This is a genomic window from Rhodopirellula bahusiensis (assembly GCF_002727185.1).
Classification (GTDB): domain Bacteria; phylum Planctomycetota; class Planctomycetia; order Pirellulales; family Pirellulaceae; genus Rhodopirellula; species Rhodopirellula bahusiensis.
In genome coordinates, this window is record NZ_NIZW01000029.1 from 52199 (window position 1) to 76958 (window position 24760).

Sequence of the window (24760 nt, forward strand, 5' to 3'; positions counted from 1 at the left end):
CCCGAAGATTGAGCATGAATTTTAGCTCGGGATCACCTCTTTGTAGAGGGGAATTTCACAATTGTGCCTTGGTAGGGCGTCTAAATTGCCGTTACTGTAAACAGAGCGAGTTCAGGGCGAACGCCAGATTGCTCAATGTGAAGATTCAGCGGGGCCGGTTGAGGGCTTCCGAGGCTCGGAAGTCCGTCGGATCGAGGGCCAATGCCCGCTGATATTGCTCGATCGCTTGCTGTCGCATTCCGGACATTTCGAACGCTTCACCCAATTGCAGGTGCACTCCCACCAGCCTTGGATCAAGAATCAGAGCGTTCTGGAAGCATTGAGCGGCTCGCCCAGGCTGCTGGCTCATCATGTAGGCTCTGCCAAGATTGACGTATCCCTCCGCCATTTCCGGGAATTCGGCAATCGCCTTCTTCAGCAAACGGATCCCCGCCGGAAGGTCGCCCGCCTTGCTGGCTGCGATACCCATGTTCATGTAGCAGCTGGCTTGGAGCGATCGCTCGTCATAGACGGTGATGTTGCAGAGCGCGGCTGAGAGAGCCAAAACCAAGCCCGCGGCACCGAGCGATCGCCAATGTTGTTCGCGAAAACGCTGGTACAGGTCGACGGCACCCGCCGCCGCGAATGGAACGAACAGAATCGCGACGGGGTTGCGGTATCGCCCAAGAATGAAGAACAGCACCACCGCGGCGACCATCGATAGCAGCAACAGGTAATGCAGCCAAAGTCGTCGCCAGTCACCCCGAGTGACCAACAATCCCCAAATTCCCAACGGGCACAGGATGCCAAAGTGCCAAATTCGGCTGAGTTGCAACGCAAAGGAGAATTCCCGGTAAACGTACATGCTTTCGACATCGGGAACTTCATATCGATTGAAAACCATGAACGTTTTCGCGACCATCAGCTGCAGCCAGCGACCTGGGGCCTGCCGAGTCTCTTTCCACGCCCGTGACATCCAGAATTGCGAAACTTCGCGAGAAGAAAGCTCGTGACCGACCGCTTGTTCCGCCAATCGCTGTGCATCCGCACGCTCGTGCATCGGCGTTTCGTGACCCGCCACCAACGGAATATAGATTCCGCTGGCTTCCAGATTATTGCCGATGTAGAAATTCGGCCCCGCTTGGAATGTCGTCGGCGACCACTCGCCTCCCAAGGACGCGTTTCTCGCCGCGACGGGCACCACGATCAAGGCGAGTCCACCTGCGAAAGCACCGACGAGCGTCCATCGACGCACTCTGGTTTCATCCATGCCGAATAGAATCCAAAGCGGAATCAGCGGCGTCCAGAGCAACGAATTTTCTCGCGTCAGTACCAGCAGGCCCAAGGAAATGCCCGCGAAAACAGCGTATCGGCGACTCTTGTTGCTCTGAAGGTAAACGCATGCGGTCACCAAGACGCACAGCAGGAAAGTTGCCAAGGAGGCCTTCTGGATGATGCCGTCGTAGTAGATGGCGGGAGGGTAAACGGCCAGCATGAATGCCGAAACCAATCCGACTTTCTTTGAGAACAGCTTGCGGCCTGACGAGCCAATCAGGGCCACGCCAGCAACGCCGAGCAACATCTGAACGACGCGGATCAGCGTGATGCTCGGGCCGAAAACTGCGATCAGAACCGCAAGAAAGTATGGGTACAGTGGTGCCTGATAAAAGGTTTCCGACCCATACCAGTCGCCGTCGCTGATGCGAATCGCCCAGTCAAAATAGCCTTTGGCATCGCCAAGCAATTCAATCAGCGTCGGGACTTCAGATGTCTGCAGCACGTTCACGAGGCGCAGAAAAAAAGCGAGCCCGCAAATGCTCGCTAAAAGGATCGCGTACGAAACGCGATCCGTCAGTTCCAAGTTCGTGGAAGAGCTCTCAGGATTTGCAGGCGTCTGGCCAACTGCGTTTGCTCGTTTTCTTCGGCTAACCACGATCTACGCCATGCCTTTCATCCTGCCTTCCAAGCCAGCGAACTAGCTGTTTGTAGCGGAACTAGCAGTGTCTTCCATTTGCTTTTCGTAATCATCTTGTTCTTGTTGCACTTCGGCTGGTGAGCGAGTGTCTTCGAGCACTTCGTTGCCGCCGCCTCCGCAACCAACAGTGAAGACAGAAACGCTGAACGCAAACAGGGCGGAGAAAAACAATCGCGACATTACTATTGCTCGATGGATACAAGGGATGGATCTAAAAAATTGTCCGAGAATTAATTCTTCTACGGATCAGTCTGCGATGCAAGTAGCCAAAGGTAATTTGGTCGCGGACGTCGACTGCCATCGAAAGCGATCTCATTCGATTGGATCAAAAAAAATGCGTTCGGCGAGTTGCCGAACGCATTGTGTTCTAGGTTGGTTAACGGGATCAATCGAATCACTTCTTTGCCATTCGCGGAATCTCGATCGTGTCACCATTCAAGGTCACCTTCGTCGCCAGCAACACCACGCGATCTCTCACCTGAACGGCAGGACCGTTGATTGTCACTTGGCTTCCTTCGCTGATGTTGGCATCCAAGTCTTGCTTGCGTCCCAAGTCGACGAGCATCTTTTTACCTTCGTCAGTTTTGATTCTTGCAAGTTGTCGTTGCTGCCCTCGGACGTCAACTGTCTTCGTGCTTTCGATCGTGCCGGTGTATTCACGACCACTGCGTTCAACCTGCATCTGTTGACCGTCGTGCTCAATTGATCGCGACAGCAGCACGCTGGTGTCTCCGGTCTTGAACGGTGAACCCTTGACCGTCAGCGTGTCGTTCAGTTGCGGCATTCGGTCGAGTTGATCAGCGGGACCCAAGTCGGCAATCATTGACTTGCCTTCACTTTGGTTCTGAAGTTCCACAACGATGTTGGTCGTTGCTGGTGTCTTCACCTTCTTGGCTCGAGTGATCTTACCGGTGAACGACTGACTCTTGGCCGATGAGTTTTGTCGATCGGCTTTTTGCTGAGCAGTCTTTTGCGAGTCGCTTTGTTCGTCGCTGTCGGAGAACGAGACATAAGTGGCGTCGTCATAGACGCCATCGCCATCGGTGTCGGTGTAGGAAGCGAAGGCGTCGTACACACCATCGTTGTCGTAGTCGTAGTAGTTCGATGTGTACTCGTAGTTGCCATCGTTGTTGGAGTCGCCGTAGTCCGAATACCCGTGGTCGTAGTAGTCGTAGAACCACGTGTCACTGGACTTCGTGTCGGCGTAGTAGCCGTGGTCATTGTTCGTCCAGTCGATGTCGTTGTCAGAGTCGCCGGACGTCAAGGCTTCGTCGCGGTCGTACGTTTCGTTGTCCCAACGGCCGATCGCTTCATCGGTTGGGTTGTAGTCGTTGCCATCGAACCATTCGCTGACGTCGTACCAGGCGTCGTCCTCATAGTAAGGCGATCCGGTTTCCCATTCCCATCCAAACCCCGCCTGGGCAGTGGTCACAGCGGCCATTGGCGTGATCAATCCAGCTGCGACTGCAAGGGCAAGACGTCGTTGGCGTGTAGGTAGTCGCTTAGTCATTTCGGTCTCCTGTGTAGGGGCACAAATTGACGCGTGCGTTTACATTCACAGAGCGTCGTTCAGGAGAGAAATGGCCGCAAAGTCGATGCCAAAGAGGGCGACGACACGGCGAGAGTTTGATATCCAAATCGCTTTGGCGGGAAACTCTCACGCAGGGCAGTTCGCCGCGGTGAACCACGCAAACAACTGTGTTTGCCGCGGTGAAGTGCTGCTGCAGATCAACCCATTTCGGCTTTGATCAGGTCGATCAGGTCTTGGGTTTGCAGCTTTGCGGCGGCGTCGGTTCCGTCGAGGATGCCGGCGACGAGTTCGCGTTTGTCGGCGTGCAGCTGAAGGATCTGCTCCTCGATCGTTCGCTCAGCGACCAGTCGATAAACCGTGACGGCGCGTTCTTGACCGATGCGGTGTGCACGGTCGGTCGCCTGGTCTTCCACGGCTGGGTTCCACCATGGATCCAAGTGCAGCACGTAATCCGCAGCCGTTAGGTTCAATCCCGTTCCACCTGCTTTCAGTGAGATCAGGAACAAGTCGCCTTCGCCGTTTTGGAACGCGTCGACGCGGCGTTGCCGTTCATGAGACGGTGTCGCACCATCGAGATACTGGTAGGAAACACCGAGTTCGTCGAGCGCCGTGCGCACCACACTGAGGTGTTTGACGAACTGGCTGAACACGAGCGCCCGGTGATCGCCTTCGCGAAGTTCTTCGACCAGCGACAAGAACAGTTGCAGTTTGGACGAAGTGCCCTTCCAGCTGGGTTCGACGAGCGACGGGTGACACGATAGCTGACGCAGTCGGGTCAGCCACGACAGCGTTTGGATGCGACGTCGGCCTTCGTGCGATGGAGCACCACCGCCGGCGGTGAGTTCCGCCAAGGCAGCCAATCGGGCGTCTTCGTACAGCTTGCGTTCGGGAGCCGACAATTCCGCGCGAAGCGTGATTTCGGTGCGAGGCGGCAATTCCTTCAACACCTTGTCTTTGGTTCGACGCAGCACAAACGGACGGACCAAGCGAGCGAGTGACTCACGACGATCTGCGTCGCTGTGTCGTTCGATCGGCTCCGCGAACCGGCTGCGGAATCGTTGCCATGAACCCAGCAAGCCCGGGCTCAGCGTGCGGAACAGACTCCACAATTCACCTAAGTGGTTTTCCAGTGGCGTACCGGAAAGCCCGAGCCGCCAATCGGCCTGAATCGTTCGAATTGCTTGCGAAGTTTTCGTTTGCGAGTTCTTGATGAATTGAGCTTCATCGAGGACCAGCGTGTGCCAAGCTCGCGAAGCGAATCGTTTCGCGTCGCGTTGCAACAATTGGTAGCTGACGATCAACAAGTCATTGGGACCCGCGGTTTTGATGACTTCGTCTCGATCGCAATCGCGGTACAGTTTGCCGGTCAGAGCGGGCGTGAATTTCTCCGCTTCCCGGACCCAGTTTTCACCGACACTGGTTGGTGCCACGACCAACGCGGGACCCGTTGGGCCACGTTCGACCAGAATGCCAAGCGTTTGCACTGTTTTACCGAGACCCATGTCATCGGCCAGGACGCCGCCGACTCCCCAGCGACTCAGACGAGCCAGCCAACGGTAACCGTCCAGCTGATAGTCACGCAGATTCGCGTCCAGGCCTTCGGGACGATCCGGTGACCAATCTTGCAGCGAATCCAGACGCTCGATTGCTTGATGCCAAGCCGCGGTGGTTTCGAGTGTCACGTCATCGCCCAGCACGTCGCGTGCGAGCGGAACGGCGGCGCCAGCCAAACGCAGTTGACCTTTTTCGCTGACCAGCGTGTCGCCCAACTGAGTCAGACGTTTGCGGAACGCTTCGCTGATCTTGGCGAACCGGCGATCACCAACGCGAACGAGTTGTCGATCTTCGCGGACCGCCATCAAGAGATCTTGCAAAGGCACATCGACACCATCGACGGTTACCGTTCCCGTCATGCCGAACCAATCGGGTGAATCATCGATTTTGATTCGCAATGACTTCGGTGTGATCTCGCCACGAACGCGGAACGTTTCGCCTTCCGGCCAAACAATTCGAGGCGCGTCATCGCCCGCGTCGTGCAAACGGCCGAGCAGATCAAGAGCAGCATGGTCGGTCAGTGCGACCCACTCCATCGTGCTTTCGTGAGACAGTCGGTTCAGCCCAAACTGCTGCACAATCTTTTCGGAGGATTCCAATTCAGCTTTCAGATCACGTTGCAAGCGGATCGGACCGGTTTCGGCCAAGCAAGGCACCAACTCGGGAGCATCCCCGGGAACCAACGAATCACGCAAGCGGGATTCATAGACCCGCAGTGATACTTTCAATCCCGCACCGGGACGCGGACGCATTTGCAACACCAACTCACACGGAGCCGGGACAATGGGTCCCGCCAATTGAGGCGGCAGTTCCACGCGAATCAATGAATCGATCGTTCCGGCGGCCAATGCCAATCGTGACGCTGTCGCGTGATCGAGCAACGTGTCGCGGTAGTCGCCTCGAAGCAAGAACTGGATGATTCCTATCGCGGCGGGATCCGCTAGCGTGCACAGAACGATGCGATCTTCATCCGCGTCGGCCAAGATGATTGCTGGTTCGACGGGACTCAATCCACCGACCACTGTCTCGCACTTTTGCACGTCGATGTCGATGCCGTCGACCGACAGTCTTGGTTGAAACTGGACCTCGACCTTTTCGTCGTCCGGAATCAGTTCGTCTGGGATCAAATCATCCGTGGATGAAACGCTGATCGAATCCAATTCCGATTCCGGCATGGTCATCGTTGCGGTGACGTTGCCCAACAACTCGTCGGCAGATTTGCCGGAGCGTTTGCCCGATGATTTGCGAGCGGTTTTGGTGGAGGCTTTCTTCTCTGATGTCTTGCCGTCGGTTTGGCTCTTTGACTTCTTCGGCTTGTTCGATTGTTCAACTTCGACCGGCTGCAGCGTCAACAACAATTGACTGCAGAAGACTTCGACGGGCAGTGCGTTCTGATCGTCCCAAGCCACGTTCTCGTGACCGGCGAGCATTCGCAGCGCTTCGAAGATGGCGTAGTTGTCATCGTGAACGCCGTGCGTTGGAACCGAAGTCAGCGAAGCGATCTTGCTGTCCAGCGGATCGGTCAACAAGTTTTGGTCCAACAAGTCAAAGCTGCGAACCTCACGTCCCTTGGTCCAGCCCTTGCCGCCTTTGCGTTGCTTTTGTTCAAAGGGAGTGATTGTCAGCGGAGCCGTTTGCGACGCCATGTTCACGCGAACTCGCCACTGCAATCGTGTGGGCTCGGCATCTTCGGCCGGAGCCGGTCGCGAATTCTTGGCTCGTCGCAACAGTTCATCGACAAACTGTTTGCCGGCTGCGACCGCGTCCGCTTTCAATCCGCCCAGGAATTCGATCAGTTGTCCGTTGCCGTTTCGCCGAGCGATCTGTTCTTGCAACCACCACGCGGCGGCCAAGGTGTGCGGGCAAGATTGGTCACGCAGGAACGCGACGCATCCGCACTGGCACTCGCTGGTCAGTTCGCCAACGCCGCCCGGATCGTCCTCGTCGACTTGAGGAACAATTTCCAGAGCGACGGTTTGCTGTTTCTCTCGGTTGCCCACAACCTGGAAATCAAAACGAACGCCGTTGTCGCCTTGAGTCAGGGTTGGCGTCTTCACCGTCAGCATCGCTGCGCGGGAATCGAAACCCTGGTCGTGCGAATCAACGAGACGCTCCACCGCCTCGCCCATCAGCAATCCAAGCGATCCGAGTTGGTCTTCCGCGATCCAGTCCATGCGTGTTGCTTCTCAGAAGGTGCAATTCAAAAAACGAGCGAAACAGGTTACACGCGATGGCGTCTTAAAGCGATGGCGCCAGTGGGCAACCTTTTACGCCGAGACACAACGGGTGATTCGTCGCCCAACGGGTGCTCTTGTGCCCTGAACCAGCCATCTCGCGGCGACTGACGGAACCGACTAGGATATTGGCGCTAAGGCGAAAGCCGGCGGAGTGGCGCCAGTCGCGTGCCAATCCATCCCACCCGGCCCCTTTTCAGATCGACTCGGTTGTTCCAGCCGGGTTGGACAAAGGTGGTTGTTCACACGTTGTGTGCGGGAGTTCCTTGGGAATGACACTCGGACAAGACACTTTGTTGCCAGGGATCGTTCAGGAGGGAGTTTCGGACGATCCTTCGAAGATTGATTGACGCTCGATTCGGGCATTTCAGTCAACTCGAACGAACGTCGGGATCGACGGATGGCAGGGCGACACCGGAAAGCCACACCGTCTCAGTTGCCAGGATGGTCCTGAGTGACGTTTCGGACGTTTCCCGATAATTTTTGTTCGGTCTTTGAATCGCTGGTTGCCATGGGGCAGATGCATTTTGATGTCCCTGACGCAGCGAACGAGTTCTTTGAATCGACTCGTTGGGAGGACGCGTATCTGTGCGGCATCGAAGGCGTGCCGTGGCAGTCTCGCAATGTCTATTCGAACGGACGTTTCACGCTGACTCGCGGCGTCGACACCTCGGCCAAATTGTTCCTGACCTGTCCGATTCCCTCGATCGGGTTTCGCCAACTCAGCACATGCAGCTTGCGATGCCTGGACAGTGCCCATCGGCTGTTCGTCGAATTGGCTCGGGGAAGTTGCTACCGCGTTCGTGTCCAAGCCGACGTGTGGCAACGTGGCGGGTTGGTTCTCAGCGATCGCTTTGACGACTTTCTGACACGCGGCACGAAACGTTTTCTGGACGCCGCCCAGTGTGCCCCCGACGATCCATCGTGCGTGGATGCCGCCTTCGAAGCCATTGAATCGCTCGAGCTGGCATCGAATGAACTTGGCGAGTTGTTCTCGACTCAATCCGTCGCCTATCGCCGCAGTCGTGAAAATCGGTTGAGCACGATGTTGGCGGTCGGAGTCTTGCCGCCGCTGCCCGCCACCGAAGTCACTGCTGACATGCAGTCCGGTCGGGCCAGCGGTTCCATCGACGAGCAAACGACAATCACGCGAGCCTTCAATGCCGCCGCCGTTCGCATCAGTTGGGGCGAGATTGAAACCGACAGCGGACGCCCCAATTACGAACCAGTGGACGAAGCGTTGACCGCATGCGCTCAAATGGGATTGCGTGTGATCGGCGGTCCGGTGATCGATTATCGCAAAGGCTTGTTGCCAGATTGGTTGACGTTGCTAGAGGACGACTTCGACAAGTTGATGTCGACGATGACCAGCTTCGTTGAAAAAACGGTCGAGCAATTTCGCGGACGCGTGAATCTTTGGAACGCAGCGTCAGGTTTGAACGTTGCCGGTCCACTGGGTTTTGATGACGAACAAGTCATGCGGTTCTCGATTGGAATCCTGCAGACGATTCGCCGTTGCGATCCCAACACACCCGTTTTGATGTCGCTTGACCAGCCCTGCGGCGAATACCTGGCTCGCGACGAACAAGGCATCAGCCCGTTGCACTTTGCCGACGCCCTGCTGCGAAGCGGTTTGGGGCTGGCCGGAATCGGATTGAACTTCCGATTTGGTTTTGAAGATGGGGACACTCACCCGCGATCGGCCGTCGAGTTTGGTCAGATCATTGACCGGTGGGCAACACTCAACGCACCGTTGATGATTCAACTGTCGGTGGCAGGTGCTCCCGGCAAAGACGCATTCGCTCGGTTGCCGGTTCAAACTCGGCCGCTTTCACCCGAGATCAATGGTGAGACCGATGCGTGGGCCAAGGCACAATTCGAATTTGTTCAACCGCTCATCCAAACGTTGCTATCCAAGCAAATCGTTCACGCGGTGGTGTGGGATGGATGGTCGGACCAGCATCCTCACCTGACACCGCACGCCGGCGTGATCGATGCCAAAGGCCGCCCGCGACCGATGCTGGCCTACCTCACCAAAATTCGCGAAGAGATGTTGATGTGAGCCGGCAGTCGCGATGACTACGCAGCGCGGCGTTGGTTCTCGTTGGAATCCAACGCGGGGACGTGAGCTCGCTTGCGACGAAGGTCTCGCATCACCGCGGCACTCTCGTGCAGCTTGCCTTCCAACACTCGCATGCGTTCTTGCATTTCCGCATTTGTATCCAAGCTTTGGTCGAGTTCACCGGAGACTCGTTTGAGTTCTTCGGTCAGGTCGCCGACCTGGGATTGCATCGCGTTCGCACGTGGTTCGTGCTGACGAGCGGATTGCAGCGAGTCCTTCGTTGACTTCAGCTCTTGGGTCAATCGCTGAACCAAGGAAGTTTGCTCGTTGATTCGGGATTCGAATTGTTCTTGCGAACGACGCAGCGAGTGAACCTGTTGGTTGCGTTCGTCGATCTCTTGTTGCAGTTCCAATTCGCGTTGCTGCTGGTTCTTGACCTGCTGAGCCAGACGCGTGGTTTCGTTGGTGCGATCCGAAACCGTTTGCTTCAGCTTTTCGAATTCGGGACGTACCGATTGAAGGCGTTCGATTTCGGCGCGGTGCCTCGACACTGCATCCTGTTGTTCTTGCAAACTGCTTCGAAGTTGTTCGATCGCATCGTCTTTGGAAGCGATCGTGGCTTCGAGCTGCGTCGACTCGTTGCGAAGCTGTTCCGTCGACACGTGAATTTCTTGCAGGGTCGATTCGTGACGGTCGCGTTGGATGATCGCGGCAGCCAAGGATGACTCCGTGGTTTCCAGTCGCGACGCAGTGGATGCCAGCTCGGATTGTGCTTGTTCGAGTTGCGTCTCGGTGGTTGCTAGCTTTTGCTCGGTCGAGGCAAGCTTGGACTCAGTTTCTTGCAATTTGGATCGGCTGTCAGTCCAATTGGATTGAGCGGTCTGCAATTCCGTCTTGGTTTGATCCAGCTCTGATTCGGTGCTGGCGAGTTTCGATTCAGCGGTCGTCAGCTGAGACTCGATCGTCGACAACTGAGAACGTGTTTCCGTCAGATTGGATTCGGCGACGGTCAACGCCGTTTGCGTTTGATCGAGTTGCGTTTCGGTGGTCGATAGTTTTTCCACCGTTGTTGTCAGCTGGGACTGTGTCTCGGCCAAACTGGATTCAGTTGTCGCCAATTGCGATGCCCTGTCTTCCAGTTTTGAATTCAGGTCAGCACAAGTCAGGTCCAAACGATTTTCAATTTCCGAGAGCGCCGTTTCGGCAATCACCCGGCTGTCGATCGCCTCTTGAATCCGAAGCGTTCGCTCGTCGAGTTCTTCTGCCAACTCCTCGCGTTCGCCTTGCAACGTTTGCAGCTTCAACTCGTTCTCTTGGAACGCAGATTCGAGCTGGATGCGAGCCGTCTTGAGTTCGCTGACTTCTTCGGTGCGAGTCTGCAATTCTTCGCGAACTGATTGAACCGTTTCTTCGTGTTGCGTCGCGGTTTGAATGGCGACTTCGTGTTGCGATCGCAGGTTCTCGTATTCTTTTTGTAGTTCGGCGTAGCGTTGACCCGTTTCGTCGTATTCGTTGGAAACGTTTTCACGTTCGGCGGCGAATTGATCGCGTTGCAAGATCGCCGCGTCACGCTGGGTGACGGCTTCCTCAATTCGGTGAATCAATGATTCGTTGGCTTGAGAGAGCGACTCGACTTCTTCGTTGGCGGCGCTCAAATCGGCTTGGATCTGTTGAATCTGGCCGAGCGATTGTTGTTGTTCGGTTTGCAGTGTGGCTTGTTGCTGTTTGAACGCGCTCAGTGCTTCCTCGGCCGCGAAGACTTCACCGCGAGTGATTTCGACTTGTGATTCGAGCTCAGCATTTTGTGTTTTCAGTTGCTCGTTGGCCTGCATCAGGAATTCCTGTTGCTTCTCTCGGTTGGCCAATTCGTCGCCGGTTGCCTTGGCGGTCTCGGCGAGCTCTCGCATCTTGGCAGCGGACTCTTCGAATCGAGTCTCGTTGTCCGCCAAAGCGGAACGCAACGATTCAATTTCTTTTTCGGCCCGTTGCAGCGATTCGGCCTTCGCGTCGCGTGCTTCTTCCGCGTCCTTGGCCGCCAATTCAAAGCGGCTGTGTTCGGTCCGCAGGTGGCCGAGTTCGGTTTCCGCTTCGGCCGTCAGCTGCTTTTGATCCTTCAGCCACTGACGCAGTTGTTCGTTTTCCGCCTTCACTTCGTCTCGGTTGGATTGCAGCGAATCGATGTCGCTTTGCATGCCGAGGAAATGGTGTTTTCGACTTCGAGCTGCCGCTTTCGCTTTCGCGTACTTTTTCTCAGCGTCTTTGATCGCCTGAACGTCTCGCGAGCGGTCGCGATACCACAGCAAATGGCCGGCCAGGATGCCCGCCATCATGCAGACGAGGGCGGTAAAAGACGGGATTCCGATCCAAGTATTCATGGCAGCCACCAACACAAAACAAACGAGAACGCGTGGCAGAAACCACGCTTCAAGTGGCCTGTAGCAAGCCACCGGCTGACGTGTCGAGCCCAAACGGCCACTGAACCACTTCGGGGGGTGTGGAGGCCGTGCAGTTTTACTTCACCCTCCCTTTGGGAGGGTCGGGCCGCTTCGGGCCGGGGAGGGTTACGTGCTGGATTCAATGCTGAGCCCTCCCCTCGCTTCGCTCGACCCTCCCAAGGGGAGGATGATGATAAACGCGTAGCAAAACAACAGCTTGGAAACTGCAGGGCCTCCCGTACGGGAGGCGCTGGCAAGAAGTCAGAAACACACTTCAACCAAGATAAAGCGTGGGATTCCGAACGACAGTCCGCTCGGCCACGCACCTGTGCTGATGCGAGGAAGAGGAGGGCGTGACGGGATCGATCGGTGCGGTTTCACGCCGCTGTGGGGCTGGCGAGAGGGACTTCGAAGATCTTCACCGTGTTGGTTGGCGGTTGCCCTGGCCGCCGGTTAATATATGGACTTCTCCGAGCGAACGCTCGACCGCGTGGTTTGCGACCGCGTCCCCACCCCTCCCCTTCCTCTCGGCAATTGCTTCGTCCATGAAATCCCTCCGTTCTTCCACGTCTGCTGGCGTTTTCGCTGGCAAATACGCGGGAAACTCGTCGTTCCGGCTCATTCGCCCGGTGACGTCCTCCATCGTCTATCTGGGAGCCATCCTTGGCGTTCTCGGACTGGGCCAAGTTCATCTTTCGAACGTTTCCGCTGCTGGGTTGGGTGTCACGCCCGCCGAGCAATTCAAAGTCCCTGAAGGCTTCGAAGTCGAATTGCTGCACGAAGTCGCTGCGGATTCAGAAGGCTCGTGGGTCAGTTTGACCGTCGATCCAAAAGGCCGCTTGATCGCCTGCGATCAATCCGGCGGGCTGTTCCGAATCGACATGACCTCGGGCGAAGCCAAAGTTGAAAAGCTCGAAATCGATTTCGTTGGTGCCCAAGGTTTGCTGTGTGCTTTCGGTTCGCTGTACGCCAACGTCAACGCTCGCGAATTCCCGTGCGGTTTGTGGCGTTTGACTGACACCAATGGCGACGACCAATACGACAAGAAAGAGCACATCATCCCGCTCAACGGCGGCAGTGAGCACGGACCGCACGCATTGATCGTGACTCCCGATGGCAAACGCATCATCATGGTCGCGGGCAACAATACCAACCTGCCCGAAGACATCGCCCACTCGCGAGTGCCCAAGGTTTGGACGGAAGATCACTTGCTCGGTCGCATGCCCGATGCTCGCGGTCACAATGCCAATCGCATGGCACCCGGTGGATTCATTTGCTCGCTGAACCCCGATGGCAGCGAAGTGGAATTGATCGCGACCGGTTTTCGAAACCCCTATGACATCGCTCTGAACCGTCAAGGCGAACTGTTCACCTACGACGCTGACATGGAATGGGACGTCGGCACGCCTTGGTACCGTCCAACGCGAATCAACCACGTCATCAGTGGTTCCGAATTCGGATGGCGCAACGGCACCGGCAAATGGCCTGCTTACTATCCTGATTCGTTTGGATCGGCTGTCGACATCGGTCCAGGTTCGCCGACCGGGATCGTCTTTGGCTACGGAGCCAAGTTTCCGAAAAAGTACGAGAACGCTCTGTTCATTTCTGATTGGAGCTACGGCAACATTCACGCGGTTCATTTGACCGAAGACGGATCCAGCTACAGCGGCACGTACGAAACCTTCGCCACCGCCGCACCGTTGCCCGTGACCGACTTGGTCATTCACCCCGATGGAGCGTTGTATTTCGCGATCGGCGGACGGGGCACGCAAAGCGGTCTGTACCGGATCAAGTACACCGGTGACTTGGACGCGGCCAACGCGGCCGAAGAAGTCGTTGCCGCATCAGACGACGCCGAGCAACTTCGTGAGTTGCGTCAAAGCATCGAAGCCTTGCACGTTGCCGACGCTGATCTGTCCGTCAGTGCCGACGAAGCCGTCAAGCTTGCGATTGCGAACCTGAGTCACGACGACCGTGCGATTCGTTTCGCTGCTCGAGTCGCTCTGGAACATCGTTCGCCAGCGACTTGGAAGAAGACAATTCTGAACGAAGCAAACGGCGAAGCGAAGATTCTCGGTGTCGTTGCTTTGGCACGGACCGGTGAAAAGGCCGATCAAGCGGACGCTGTCAAAGCGTTGGAATCGATCGACCTGGAATCGTTGAGTGCAAACGAAAAGATCGACTTCCTTCGTGCGGCTGGATTGGTCGCGATGCGTTTGGGCGACTTCACCGAAGCTCAACGAGACGCATTGATCGGCAAGGTCAAAGGTCAGTTCCCATCCGGTGTCGATTCGCTGGACCGCGAACTGGCAATCATGGCGATCTACCTGAACGCACCCGAGTCCACCGCAGCGGTTGTTGCTGCTCTGCAGGATTCGCCCAGCCAAGAGAGCCAGATCCACTACGCGATGGCGTTGCGGGCGGCAAAGGAAGGCTGGAGCATGGATCTCCGCCGCGATTACTTGGCATGGTTCAACGAAATGGCAACCGCTCGTGGCGGCATGTCCTTTGGCGGCTTCTTGGACAACATCAAGAAGGTCACCGTGGACGGACTGTCCGATGCTGACAAGCAGTCGCTGGCCGAAGTGCTCGCCAAGCCAAAACGAACCGATGAGGCTCCCGCCGGACCGCCTCGCGAATTCGTGAAGGAATGGAAGGTCGATGATCTGGTTGATTTGGTAAGTGATGAAAATCGTCGCCCCAGCTTCGAAAACGGCAAAGCGATGTTCGCCGCCGCGACTTGTTACAAGTGCCACCGCATGGGACTGCAAGGCGGGATCCTCGGTCCTGATTTGACCAGTGCCGGCGGCAAGTTCAGTCCGCGTGACATGTTGGTTTCGATCATCGAACCCAGCAAAATTATCAGCGACCAATACGGATCGACTCAGTTCTTGACCGAGGATGGCGAAGTCATCACCGGGCGTGTGATCAACATGCGGAACAAGGTCCTGAGTGTAATGACCAACATGCTGGATCCATCGTCGTTGACGGAAGTTGACCGCGAAGGCGTCATCCAAACGCGAGAGTCCCAGGTCAGCATGATGCCCAACGGTTTGTTGGACACGCTGAACCAGGAAGAAATCGCTGACTTGGTCGCTTACTTGCGAGCCGGTGGCAACGCCAAGCACGCGATCTACACGCAACCGGTCGCCAAACGATAGTTCGTCGTCGATCGAAGATCTCACCGCAAACGACTCCGGAAAGCCCGCCTTTCCGGGGTCGTTTTTTATGACGGACCAATCTTGGAATGCTTCGCCATTGCAGCTTGATGCTGGTCGAATCGTTCTCAGGCTCTCGCATGAACCCGCTGCCCGGCAACGTCTTGGACAATGCGTTGCAGTGTGGGCACGCACATCAAACCCGCGGCGTCAGCACGGCATCGCAATGCACGCGGTGGGTTCGGTTTCCCTTGTTGCAACAAAACGCTAGCTAACGGGGCTAAAATTCGGTCGCCGATCATTTCAATCTTTGCAACCCGTTCGAAAGTGCTCCCATGCCCGCCAAGCAAGTTTTCAATGCGTTGATCGGTGAGTGGCAAGGGAATTGCCGAACCTGGTTCGAGCCCGGCAAGCTCGCTGACGAATCCGAAGTCTCCGGCAGCATCAAGCCGATGCTGGAAGGCCGCTTCCTTCGTCACGTGTATCGAGGTCAGATTCAAGGCCGCCTGCGTCACGGCGAAGAATGGATCGCCTTCAATGAAGTCACGGAGAACTTCGAAGTGTCTTGGGTCGACGACTTTCACATGAGCGGAGCGATCATGATTTCGCGTGGGCCGATTCTCGTGGCCGAAGGTTCATCGAGTGCGCATTCAGGTTTCGAAGTCTTCGGCCACTACGATGTCGGAAAGGAGCATCCACGTTGGGGCTGGAAGACCCAGTACCAGATCGATGGAGAATCCGGCCTGATCATCACCGCCTACAACGTCACGCCTGACGGAGAAGAGGCCAGAGCGATTGAAACCGTTTACCAGCGAAAGTCGTGAAAACTTTTAGGCATACGAGCAGTTGGATTGAGCGCCCACAAGCAATGAATTCCTCGCCCATTCATCTGCGACCCCAGTGGCCCGAGTTCGGTGCACAGTAGCCGTCACTTTCCAAGTGACGAGCCACCCGCGACCCTCACCTCCGGCCCGCCAATGGATCGCGTTTCAATCCAAACCTACCGAGATCCGTCCAATGCAAACCAATTTTGTTGTCGTCGATGTGTTCGATCATGTGGTCGATGCAGAGATGTTGGCCATGTTGCTAACGCACGAAGGTTTGACTCCCCGGTTGATGAACAACCACACGGTCGGCATGAATTGGATGCATTCCGGTGCGTATGGGGGCGTCAAGGTGAACGTGCCGGAGCCTCAGGCGGCACATGCCAAACAAATCGCCAGTCAATTACGGACGCAATCCAAGGCTCGTCATGAAGTGATGGCGAACTCGGATGAGGACGCTTGTCTGGCGTGCGGCAAAGAAATGGCGGAAGACGAGAACGAGTGCGGGGATTGCGGTTGGTCCTACGAGCAGACCGGCCACACGGGCGATTGAGCGGCGTTTCAGGCGACTACCAAAACCATCCAGGTCAACTCGCCAAATCGAAACCGGTGGTTTAAACTGCCGCTCGTCGCCATCGAGCGACCCTCCCCTCGCGCCCATAGCTCAGCTGGATAGAGCAACGGACTTCTAATCCGTAGGTCGGTGGTTCGAATCCACCTGGGCGTGCCTCTCAGCCGATCCTGATTCATCAGCACCGATCAGGATCGGCTTTTCGCTGGTTTTCGAGTCATCAACGACGGCTCCTGATTGCCTCCGTTCAGCAAGGATGGAACCGCCCGCGACACCGCCGACCGATTCTTCGGTTGCTCGCTTCCAATGAGCGTCGGTCGTTTGCAGGTAGTGCGGTTCCCGTCGTTTGGTGTACCGCACGGTTCTGTCACGTTCATTCCGTTGACCGCCGAGGGTATGTTGAATTCGGAAGAGCGTTGGCACTCGTTTGCATCCTTGCGACGAACCGCCTGGTGCGGTCCCGCATGCTAGGTGGCGTGGGAGGGGTCCCGGGCAACCGGGCCCATGTCCCGATCGTGGTGGTTCCCCGCAATTCTAACGTTGGGCATCGTGATCGGCTAGCATTTTGCGAGCGGTCGGAAACCAGTGCGACTCGATCCAGTCCTCGCCAAGCGGCGCGATGCGATCTACGTTCCATCCATGGTCGCGCATCGAATACAGCATTGAGTCAGCCGCGACGGCGTTGGTCGAGTGTATAAGCGCGGGAGCAGTTGGTTCGCGTGTCACCAAGTACGCAGAGACATCACGGCCATCACCCGGATCGGGGTCATCAGGTGAATCGGTGAACAGATCGTGGTCGAGGCAAATCAGATCAGGGGCGCGATCGAGACAGGAATACGCGGCGATGAAATCGGGAGCAGTTCGATGGACGTCCAGCGTTGCCGCGGGATGATGCAGAGCAAGAACGGCGCGGAAACGCAAGATGCGATCCAAGTCGTCTTCTAGCATCACGAGAAAGTTCACGATTAGCGTGTAGTCTCTTCAGTCGGGGAACGGCGGACATCACGGGGCACGGAGAGTTCAATATCCATTGGAAAAAAAGCCGCAAGCCGTGCTCCCGCGCATGTCATTGTTCCCCGGCCTGTTCACGCTCGACGTCCCATTCGTTGTAGTGCTTTGTATCGCCTACCGCGTCCGGCCTAAGGATAAAGTCAATGTAGCGATCAGCGGCCGGCTGGCCAGCCCATAATTCGCCAGTATCGTGCACAGCAGAGGTCTTTGTGGTTACGTACCCATCGGCCGAAACCGAAACCGTGCAGTGTTCCACGCGGTCACCTGGAAGCGTGAACCACTCGTAAGTTAGGGCGGGCTTCGTCGTGTAATGCCCGTTCGGGGTAGATCGAGCGGTTGCAACGATGCGAGGATCGGTATCGTTGGAAACAGAGACGAATGCGTCAGCGATTGGAATTCCGGTTGAGGCGTCGGAAATAACACCGTGAACGGCTGGTATCGCCCATAGCGGTATCTCGCCGCGAATGAGCGTGCATGAGGCTATCAGGAGTGTCGTGCCCGCAAGAATCGCAAGGCATCCTCGAATTTGTCGCCGGAACATTTCAATCGGGGAACGTTTGCCGTAATCGGGAACGGACTGTTGACTTTCCATCTGTAAAATCTTGCAAGCCGTTCTCCGGCTCACGTATGGGTTATCCGCTGCGGTAGATTATGCATCCCGCAAGAATCCTGTGCCAAGGCATTGCAATGTCTGAATCCAGACGAAACCCATACATGACACAACGCAGCGAATGCGAACGCCGAGATACATCCAACGAACAAACCCGGAACGAAAGCGTTGTACCCCAAGTAGATGTAGAGTCCGAGCGCAAGGTCGAACGGCAAGATGGTCAAGTGGATAAAGAGAATCAGCCCCGTTGGAATCGTTGTGCCAAGCCAGTCGCTCGAGAGAAGAGCAGTAGCGCAGAAGATCGCGTAAATCAGACCCGTTACGATCGGCAAACCACGTCGGGTAGCTCGACGCGTTGCTTGAGCTCCGCTAGTGGCGGAGGGCTTGTAGGGATTGACCGTCGATTCTCGAGCATCCATCGTCTGTGATTCAGAGAGAAAAATTCGATTAGGCGCGACACCATGTTGATACGGCGAACGGTAGAAATCACGGGGAACGGGCGAATGACTTGCAAGCATGCCAAAACGCGTGCCACCCGTCCTCCGTTGGATGCGATGGTTATCCGTTTGTCGCTGTGTCGGCGACCGTTGAGAATTGACGCAGCCGTTCACTATGCCCCAGCAAATACCGAATACCGTAAACAAGTATGGCGTAAGCAACGATAGCCAAGCTGACAGTAATGATGCACGCTGTAGAGCCGCCGGAGTTTTCAACGATCGCCTCTCGAATCTGCGGATACAGCAACCACGACACCCAGCCGCCGATTGCGAGGTCAAGCAGGAACCCCAACCCAGGCTTGTCGAATCCAGGAACCACGTAACCCGCGGGAAGCCCCAAGCACAGTAATGCGGCCGAAAACGCGAAGAACCTTGGCGGTACGGTCGGGATGAGCGAGAGCACGAACAGTGCAAGGCATGCAAGCATTGCTAAGCGAGCGGTAGCTGACCGAGCAGACATCGGAGTGTGTTTCATCGGATGCAATTCAGTCGGATAACGGCGGGCATCACCGGGCGGGGAGAGAAAAGTTGTCCATTTCAAATTCGGCCGCAAGCCCCGCTCCGTGTGAATGCCATGGTTCTCCGCGTAGTTTGGGCAAGCCGAACGTAGCGTGGTATACACCTACAGGCGTGACGTGCAGAACAATGACAATGAGAACGCGACCTAAGACCGGAGGCGTCGCGGATTGCCTTAGAATGAACCACCAGTATAGAACCCACATGAGGCAAGATGCAATTGCAAGCGAAACAACGAAAGTAATCTCGTCGATGTCAAGCCTTGCCATCCAAATCGGCGGGCCATAGACGTAGTACCCGGTTGTGTCCATTCCGCCGTGCACCCCAGTCACCATTGTGAACACAAAAACGAGGAAGCCACTTGCAATGCCAAGAACAAATGGCGCAACGAATGTCCGCACCACGCCGCGTCCAGAATCCAACTGGGCGGTGACTTTGCTCGCGGAATCGTAAGGGTTGACGATGTTCAACGGTCTGCAACTACAGTCGGGTAACGATACGCGTCACCCGGTACGCGCGAAAGATCTTCCACTTCAAAAACGTTGACTCGCGTACTCGGGTGCACGCGATGGTTACCCGATTCCTGGGTTCCAGTCACAGCCAGTCTACCGACTCCGTCAGAAGATCGACAATCGCAATTGGACCGCCGTCAAGTACCGCGTCGCGACCATCAGCAGGCGACCATTCGATTTGCACGATCCAACGAGTTGGCGTCTTGCCTGCTGGGCGGGGATCAATTGGATCCGGTGTTCCGATCTCCGCGACGGTCGGCACCCAGCCATGTCCATTCAGTTTTGCGACAGCGCTTGCGGCGATTGAAGCTGCACGCTTACTAGCGTCGTTCAGCGTGAGTCTCCGTACCTCCGTTGGTCGTGGGAGTGGTGTCAAAGTATTGGTAGCTCACTACAGGAGTGCTTACGATCCTACACTGCCACGGATAACTTGAATCTCACCTGTTGTACCGGGTGAGAATAGGTGTTTGAGGATATTTCGGACGGTTCAGCGGTGAGAACAACTCTTGAGGGACGGCTTGTTCTCACCTGTTCCCATCCCGATGGGATCTATTCTCCTGGCTGCCGAGGGGCGAGGCAAGGCTCCACCCGACCCGTTTGCTGACGATCAGAAGCCGATCAATCGCAGTGTGGATTGCTGCCGAATGCCACGCGGTCGCCAATTGCGGAATTGAACCGCCGGTACTGGCAGCAGCTCGCGGACGTCGAATGACGCGAGATCGTCTCTCGCTCAATTCGTCGCTATTCGTTCGTTTGCTGTGACGAGATGTGCGCGCGGATCAGGTGGGCGGGAACCATCTTGGACAGCTTGGCACCCGATACGTCGTGAACCACGCCGACGTAAATGCCGATCACCGTCAGTTCTCCGTCCGGCTGGTTGTTCAGGAAAGCTGGGCCGCCGCTGGTTCCTTGAGCGAGGGCTGGCGAGCAATACACGATTGGTTCGTGCCCCCAACTATTCGCCGTGCTCGTTTCGCGAGATGCGACATGCCCCACCACCGCGACGGGTGAGATCACATCACCGGCTCCGATGGCCAGCGGAAACCCGACCGTCACGACTTCGGTCGTGCGAGGCGGGGTTTCGGTGCAAATGGAATCCAAAGAGATCGAGAGTGCAGAAAGATGAGAACGGTACGTTTCAGCACCATCGACATCGGGAAGCTCTGCGATCGCGAAGTCGGATTGCTCGTTTCGTTGCCACGGATTGGTCGATGTTCGGAAGAATGTCTTGAGCGATACCCACTGCGTCACGCCATCTGGATCTCGATACCGAAGCTTGCTCTTGAGGTTTGTTTCAGATGAAGCGTGGCCAGCCGTCACGAGATACAACCGCTCGTCTGCGTTGACGAGAAACGCCGAGCAAAGCTTGCCTGTGTCAGGTTTCGATTCGACCTGGCTTTGAATGCAAACAACTCTGTCCCACGCTTCAATCGGCTTGGGTTCAGACGCATCGATCGACGCTGAGAATGCCACCACGGCAATGGCCAATGCGGACGCATTTCTTACCAGGGAATGGATGCGGTGCATGAATTCGTTGCCAAGCTCGTGAGAGGAAAGAAGTCGCAACTACTCACCAAGGTTGCGTGGACACTGGTTTCTTTGATGAGCATCGATCACCTCGACCCTTTTGACATCCACCACGGTTCCTTCCCACGATCACTTTAGCCGTTTGGCGTTAGCCACGGTTCGCTTCAGCAAGCTCAAACGGTCTATCCAAACTGATGCTGCGAGTCAACGTATGCCGCGTTTGTATTGTGTTTGGTCGAACGCATCCAACTCGACGTCCAGTTCGTGGCCGTGGATGCTTAATTGCCATCCAACTCATCGGGCATTGATTGATCTTTGAACGCTCCGCGGACCTCAGGATCACGGAGTAGTCTCAATGCCCAAATCCCGAATGGGATGCCTAGCCAGACGAAGGGTGTCAGCAAGGGAACGCACGCGAGAATCGATCCGATGCGTGCCATTCGGTACGATTCTAGAAACCCAAGCTTGGCAGCGCCAATGGAGATCACAATCATCGACACGAGTTGTGCGGCGGCGGTGCCGGTCGCGATCAACGAAATCCCAGAACCAAGCTGCTGGTAATAGACAAAGCCTGCTGAAACAAGATGGATCGTCACAAGCACGGCATGGATCGACGCCATGATGAGCAGTGCGGTCGCTGGTCGCGAAACTCGTTTGCGAACGGCTTGATGGCTGAGATCAAAACTGGCATCAGACTGCGGCGGTCGATAAGGGTTTGTCAACAGATTTGATCTTCACAATCGATTTTGATTGGGGAAGGACGCTCGGTTGGCGGGCGAGGAGACCACATGTTCAAAACTTCGATGCGCGTCTGATCGGAGTTCACGCGTCTTGGTTTGCCTGTTTCGACGTGCCGTGATGAGAGTGTTCAAGGAAGCAAAAAAAGATCGCAATGGTGGGGCAGATCAGCGCGACCATCGCAGTGATCGCAATTGAATGAGGCCAATTGAGGAGCACAAGGGAATCCGCCGTTGCGTTGGTTGCAACGGTGAACCAAGCAAATGGAGTCGTGATCGAGAATAGTATCAACATGCCAATCAATGCTCGAAACGGACGCACCCCGTCACGGTTGTGCCAAAGGGCCAGTCCAACAAGAATCGTCAGCACGCAGCATCCCGAAGGTACCAGAGCGAGCATGGGTTGACCGTTCAACGCAAGGATCGCCGACATGGGAACCAGCCAAGCGGATCCGCCGATCACGCATCCAAACCAGCCACCGCCCTGCCACTGAAATTGCCGAGGCCCCACCATGGCCGACTTGGTTTGCTTTTGGGTCATTCTTTTGCGGCATTGGGAAACGCTGAAAGAGACAACGATAGCGCCAGATTCTTGTTTGCGGCAAACGTGATGTAACCTGCTTCGTCGCGGTCTCTCGTCGTCGCAATCTGTTCAGCATACGCGCTGCCGGAACCGCACTCAACGATCGAAACTGCCTCGCGATCGAGGAGGGAGAGGATGGCGGATTGGCCGATGTCGAATGTATCGAAGTCGCAATTCCCATGCCCTAAGCACGTGAGCGGGAGTCATTGGGCTTGAGCACGTAGCGGCGTCTCCCCGAGACGCTGTTATTTGCGAGTCTCAGAGAGACTCGCCTACGTGAGGTTCTACCCAGCTATTCCTGCCTACCCGCTTAGAACCGCTGGGATTTGGCCGATCTGAACTCCCGTCTATTTTGGAGAGTGAATTTGAAGAGCGTGCGATCGCTGTTCGGTTTGAAGTAGAATCGTCGCCACAGAGCCTTTTGCCGCGATTTTGTGGGCAGGCTCGAGCTGGAAACGGCCCTCGGTTTCGTCACCCAATTGACAGATCTGGCCCAGAAAACAGAGATTGGCACCCGCAGGATGCACCGAAATGGCTCGTGGAAACTACCACCACGGCCGGTGCATTTCAGATTCATCATCCTCCAAAAAGACTCTCAATCGTGTCGTACACCCGATTTTTCATCTGCTCCGTCTTTGCTCTACTCGCCGGAATTCCAATGAATGGAATGGCCCACGAAGGTCACGACCATGGCGATGCCGCCGAGACATCCACGGAATCCGCCGCTGCGTTTGACCCAACCGCTCCAACGAACAAGTTCCAAGCGAACGGCAAAACGTATCGTTGGGAACACCGGCCCGATCTTGGCAAGCAATCCGAAGCCATGTTCGATGCCGCAAAGGGCGGGCTGCACAACAACGCCGACCGGGATTTGCTGACGGGTGAGATCGTGACCGTGGTTGCCAAGCACGGGCTCGTGAAGCTCGATTCCGAGTTGAAGGAATGGACTCTCGTTGAAGACCAGGATCCAGTGTTCGCTGCCGGCATGAACGCTCATGGAACCGACTGTTTTGTCTTGGATGGCGAATCGTACTGGACGTTTGCTTCGACCAACACGCAAGAAGTGTTTGTGACGAAACGCGGTGAAGTCCTTGCGAAACTGACTCAGCCCAAGGGCGACGAATTCGACAACCCGACCGTCAATCAATATTTCAAGTCAGGCGGACGGTTCACTCCTTGCGATGTTGTCTTTCTGCCGGATGCAAAGCGATTGGTTGTTGTCATCGGATACGCACCTGGTGACTTTGCTCTGTCCGCCGAATTGGTCGACGGCCAGTGGAAATGGGGCGGTCCGGCATGGGGCGGCCGAGAAGGCAGCGGCGGCATGCTGAACACTGGCCATGGTGTGCAGGTCGCCACCGCAGACGGGAAAGAAATCGTTGAAATTGCATCCCGTTCGCACGGTCGCATTTTCTCCTTCACTCCAGGTGGAGCTCAGCTTCGCACGCCGGGTGCGGACAAGGAGTACTTCATCCAACTGCCCAAGGGTTCCAACCCTTGTAACCTCTTCCACGTCGGCGACAACATGTTTCTGCCACTGTTGAACCCGTTGCCCAAGACCAATGGATCGGCGCCCGTGTTGGTGTTGGAAAACGGCAAGCCGGCCGGTGCCTTGGTACCCGCGACTTATGAAACGTTGAACTTGATGCAGCACATGCACGGTTTCTGCCCCGTTGAAATCGATGGCAAACTGTTCGGCATTGTCTTGTCGTGGCGTAACGGTGGCGAAAACTCGAACGGCAAACCCAACGATGGCCAAATCGCGATCTTCGAAGCTGTCCAAGAATAGAGAAGCTCGTTAAAAGCGGACCGTGCTCGCACTGGCCTCGCCGGTGCGATTCTCGTTGATTGGAGCGACCGATTTCATGGCAAACCTTCCTTTGGTATTGGTCTGGCTTCTGTTTTTAATCTTCGCCATTCCCCTCACGGGATTGGCGTGGAGTGCAGCTTTCAAGTGCTTTGCCAGTAACGCCTTGAGAACCCCGCCCGAGCAGAGGTCGTGCAGTTTTGAAGTGCCGTGCTCGCAAGGTTGAAATCACCCTCCTGAACGCAGTTGGGGAGGGTCGGAATGCGAGCGTGCAGCGAGAATTCCGGGGAGGGTAGTGCGCGCCTTTTCCCATGCTCGGCCCTCACCCTCGCGTACGCCTGAACGGCGTCGCTCGACCTCTCCCCAAACTTCGTTTCGGGAGAGGTACGCCGTGTGTAAGTCAGCCGAAAAGCGGCATCAAAAAACTGCACGACCTCAGCAGCGGGAGGGGTCGGGAAGCGAGTGTTCAGTGAGATTTCTGGGGGAGGGTAGGCATCGTTTTGCTCGGGATTGGCTTGGTCGGCCTGCTGCATTTTCCGGAAGAGTTGAGGTGGCCTGGGTTTTGGGGGCCACGCGAGTCCTTAAACTGAAAAGAACTCAAGGAACCTCAGATGCCCAGAAAGACCAAGCCTTCAGC

The 24760-nt window shown here is 56.2% G+C and carries 16 protein-coding genes and 1 tRNA gene; 6 read left to right on the forward strand and 11 right to left on the reverse strand.

The annotated features are described in order from the left end of the window. Nucleotides 1–145: 145 nt before the first annotated feature. From CEE69_RS26745 to CEE69_RS26760, 4 genes are all read right to left on the reverse strand, one after another. A complete protein-coding gene (locus CEE69_RS26745) occupies nt 146–1759 on the reverse strand; it encodes a tetratricopeptide repeat protein (protein ID WP_099263660.1) in 1614 nt (537 codons plus the stop codon). A 195-nt stretch (nt 1760–1954) separates the two neighbouring features. Next, nucleotides 1955–2134, reverse strand: a complete 180-nt coding sequence (locus CEE69_RS26750; protein ID WP_099263637.1) for a hypothetical protein — start codon at nt 2132–2134, stop codon at nt 1955–1957. Nucleotides 2135–2348: 214 nt separating this feature from the next. Continuing rightward, nucleotides 2349–3464: a hypothetical protein gene (locus tag CEE69_RS26755; protein WP_099263638.1), complete on the reverse strand. Its 1116-nt coding sequence runs from the start codon at nt 3462–3464 to the stop codon at nt 2349–2351. A 218-nt stretch (nt 3465–3682) separates the two neighbouring features. Beyond that, a complete protein-coding gene (locus CEE69_RS26760; protein ID WP_099263639.1) occupies nt 3683–7213 on the reverse strand; it encodes a DEAD/DEAH box helicase in 3531 nt (1176 codons plus the stop codon). Nucleotides 7214–7784: 571 nt separating this feature from the next. Between CEE69_RS26760 and CEE69_RS26770 the strand changes: the two genes are divergently transcribed. Continuing rightward, a complete protein-coding gene (locus CEE69_RS26770) occupies nt 7785–9335 on the forward strand; it encodes a glycoside hydrolase family 10 (protein WP_099263640.1) in 1551 nt (516 codons plus the stop codon). Nucleotides 9336–9352: 17 nt separating this feature from the next. On the opposite strand, the gene CEE69_RS26775 is transcribed toward CEE69_RS26770, so the two are convergent. Next, complete coding sequence (locus tag CEE69_RS26775) at nt 9353–11710, reverse strand: coiled-coil domain-containing protein (protein ID WP_099263661.1); 2358 nt, start codon at nt 11708–11710, stop codon at nt 9353–9355. A gap of 605 nt (nt 11711–12315) precedes the next feature. On the opposite strand from CEE69_RS26775, the gene CEE69_RS26780 reads away from it, so the two are divergent. The 4 genes from CEE69_RS26780 (at nt 12316) to CEE69_RS26800 (ending at nt 16479) form a co-directional block, all read left to right on the forward strand. Then, nucleotides 12316–14931 (forward strand): c-type cytochrome, encoded by a 2616-nt coding sequence (locus CEE69_RS26780; protein WP_233215682.1) that lies wholly within the window; start codon nt 12316–12318, stop codon nt 14929–14931. A 332-nt stretch (nt 14932–15263) separates the two neighbouring features. Continuing rightward, a complete protein-coding gene (locus CEE69_RS26790; RefSeq protein ID WP_099263642.1) occupies nt 15264–15752 on the forward strand; it encodes a DUF1579 domain-containing protein in 489 nt (162 codons plus the stop codon). A gap of 193 nt (nt 15753–15945) precedes the next feature. Beyond that, nucleotides 15946–16305 carry a hypothetical protein gene (locus tag CEE69_RS26795; protein ID WP_099263643.1) on the forward strand — a complete coding sequence of 120 codons (360 nt, stop codon included), beginning with the start codon at nt 15946–15948 and terminating at the stop codon, nt 16303–16305. A 100-nt stretch (nt 16306–16405) separates the two neighbouring features. Next, nucleotides 16406–16479: transfer RNA gene (locus CEE69_RS26800), tRNA-Arg, on the forward strand. Nucleotides 16480–16857: 378 nt separating this feature from the next. Here CEE69_RS26800 and CEE69_RS26810 read toward each other — a convergent pair. From CEE69_RS26810 to CEE69_RS26845, 6 genes are all read right to left on the reverse strand, one after another. Beyond that, nucleotides 16858–17271 carry a cyclic-phosphate processing receiver domain-containing protein gene (locus tag CEE69_RS26810; RefSeq protein WP_099263645.1) on the reverse strand — a complete coding sequence of 138 codons (414 nt, stop codon included), beginning with the start codon at nt 17269–17271 and terminating at the stop codon, nt 16858–16860. 118 nt (nt 17272–17389) lie between these two features. Next, nucleotides 17390–17926 (reverse strand): carboxypeptidase-like regulatory domain-containing protein, encoded by a 537-nt coding sequence (locus CEE69_RS26815; RefSeq protein WP_099263646.1) that lies wholly within the window; start codon nt 17924–17926, stop codon nt 17390–17392. Nucleotides 17927–18502: 576 nt separating this feature from the next. Further along, a complete protein-coding gene (locus CEE69_RS26825; RefSeq protein ID WP_158231081.1) occupies nt 18503–18916 on the reverse strand; it encodes a hypothetical protein in 414 nt (137 codons plus the stop codon). 1294 nt (nt 18917–20210) lie between these two features. Beyond that, entirely contained in the window at nt 20211–20996 is a 786-nt protein-coding gene (locus tag CEE69_RS26835) for a S1 family peptidase (RefSeq protein WP_233215683.1), read from the reverse strand. A 278-nt stretch (nt 20997–21274) separates the two neighbouring features. Then, complete coding sequence (locus CEE69_RS26840; protein ID WP_099263651.1) at nt 21275–21718, reverse strand: hypothetical protein; 444 nt, start codon at nt 21716–21718, stop codon at nt 21275–21277. 100 nt (nt 21719–21818) lie between these two features. Next, nucleotides 21819–22274: a hypothetical protein gene (locus tag CEE69_RS26845; protein ID WP_099263652.1), complete on the reverse strand. Its 456-nt coding sequence runs from the start codon at nt 22272–22274 to the stop codon at nt 21819–21821. A 709-nt stretch (nt 22275–22983) separates the two neighbouring features. Between CEE69_RS26845 and CEE69_RS26850 the strand changes: the two genes are divergently transcribed. Further along, a complete protein-coding gene (locus CEE69_RS26850; RefSeq protein WP_233215684.1) occupies nt 22984–24105 on the forward strand; it encodes a hypothetical protein in 1122 nt (373 codons plus the stop codon). Nucleotides 24106–24760: the final 655 nt, after the last annotated feature.

Coding starts and splice junctions, on each gene's coding strand:
- CEE69_RS26845 (WP_099263652.1), bottom strand. CDS start 22,274: ATGACCCAAAAGCAAACCAAGTCGGCCATGGTGGGGCCTCGGCAATTT.
- CEE69_RS26770 (WP_099263640.1), top strand. CDS start 7,785: ATGGGGCAGATGCATTTTGATGTCCCTGACGCAGCGAACGAGTTCTTT.
- CEE69_RS26815 (WP_099263646.1), bottom strand. CDS start 17,926: ATGGAAAGTCAACAGTCCGTTCCCGATTACGGCAAACGTTCCCCGATT.
- CEE69_RS26835 (WP_233215683.1), bottom strand. CDS start 20,996: ATGCACCGCATCCATTCCCTGGTAAGAAATGCGTCCGCATTGGCCATT.
- CEE69_RS26810 (WP_099263645.1), bottom strand. CDS start 17,271: ATGCTAGAAGACGACTTGGATCGCATCTTGCGTTTCCGCGCCGTTCTT.
- CEE69_RS26755 (WP_099263638.1), bottom strand. CDS start 3,464: ATGACTAAGCGACTACCTACACGCCAACGACGTCTTGCCCTTGCAGTC.
- CEE69_RS26780 (WP_233215682.1), top strand. CDS start 12,316: ATGAAATCCCTCCGTTCTTCCACGTCTGCTGGCGTTTTCGCTGGCAAA.
- CEE69_RS26790 (WP_099263642.1), top strand. CDS start 15,264: ATGCCCGCCAAGCAAGTTTTCAATGCGTTGATCGGTGAGTGGCAAGGG.
- CEE69_RS26795 (WP_099263643.1), top strand. CDS start 15,946: ATGCAAACCAATTTTGTTGTCGTCGATGTGTTCGATCATGTGGTCGAT.
- CEE69_RS26760 (WP_099263639.1), bottom strand. CDS start 7,213: ATGGACTGGATCGCGGAAGACCAACTCGGATCGCTTGGATTGCTGATG.
- CEE69_RS26750 (WP_099263637.1), bottom strand. CDS start 2,134: ATGTCGCGATTGTTTTTCTCCGCCCTGTTTGCGTTCAGCGTTTCTGTC.
- CEE69_RS26850 (WP_233215684.1), top strand. CDS start 22,984: ATGGCCCACGAAGGTCACGACCATGGCGATGCCGCCGAGACATCCACG.
- CEE69_RS26825 (WP_158231081.1), bottom strand. CDS start 18,916: ATGAAACACACTCCGATGTCTGCTCGGTCAGCTACCGCTCGCTTAGCA.
- CEE69_RS26775 (WP_099263661.1), bottom strand. CDS start 11,710: ATGAATACTTGGATCGGAATCCCGTCTTTTACCGCCCTCGTCTGCATG.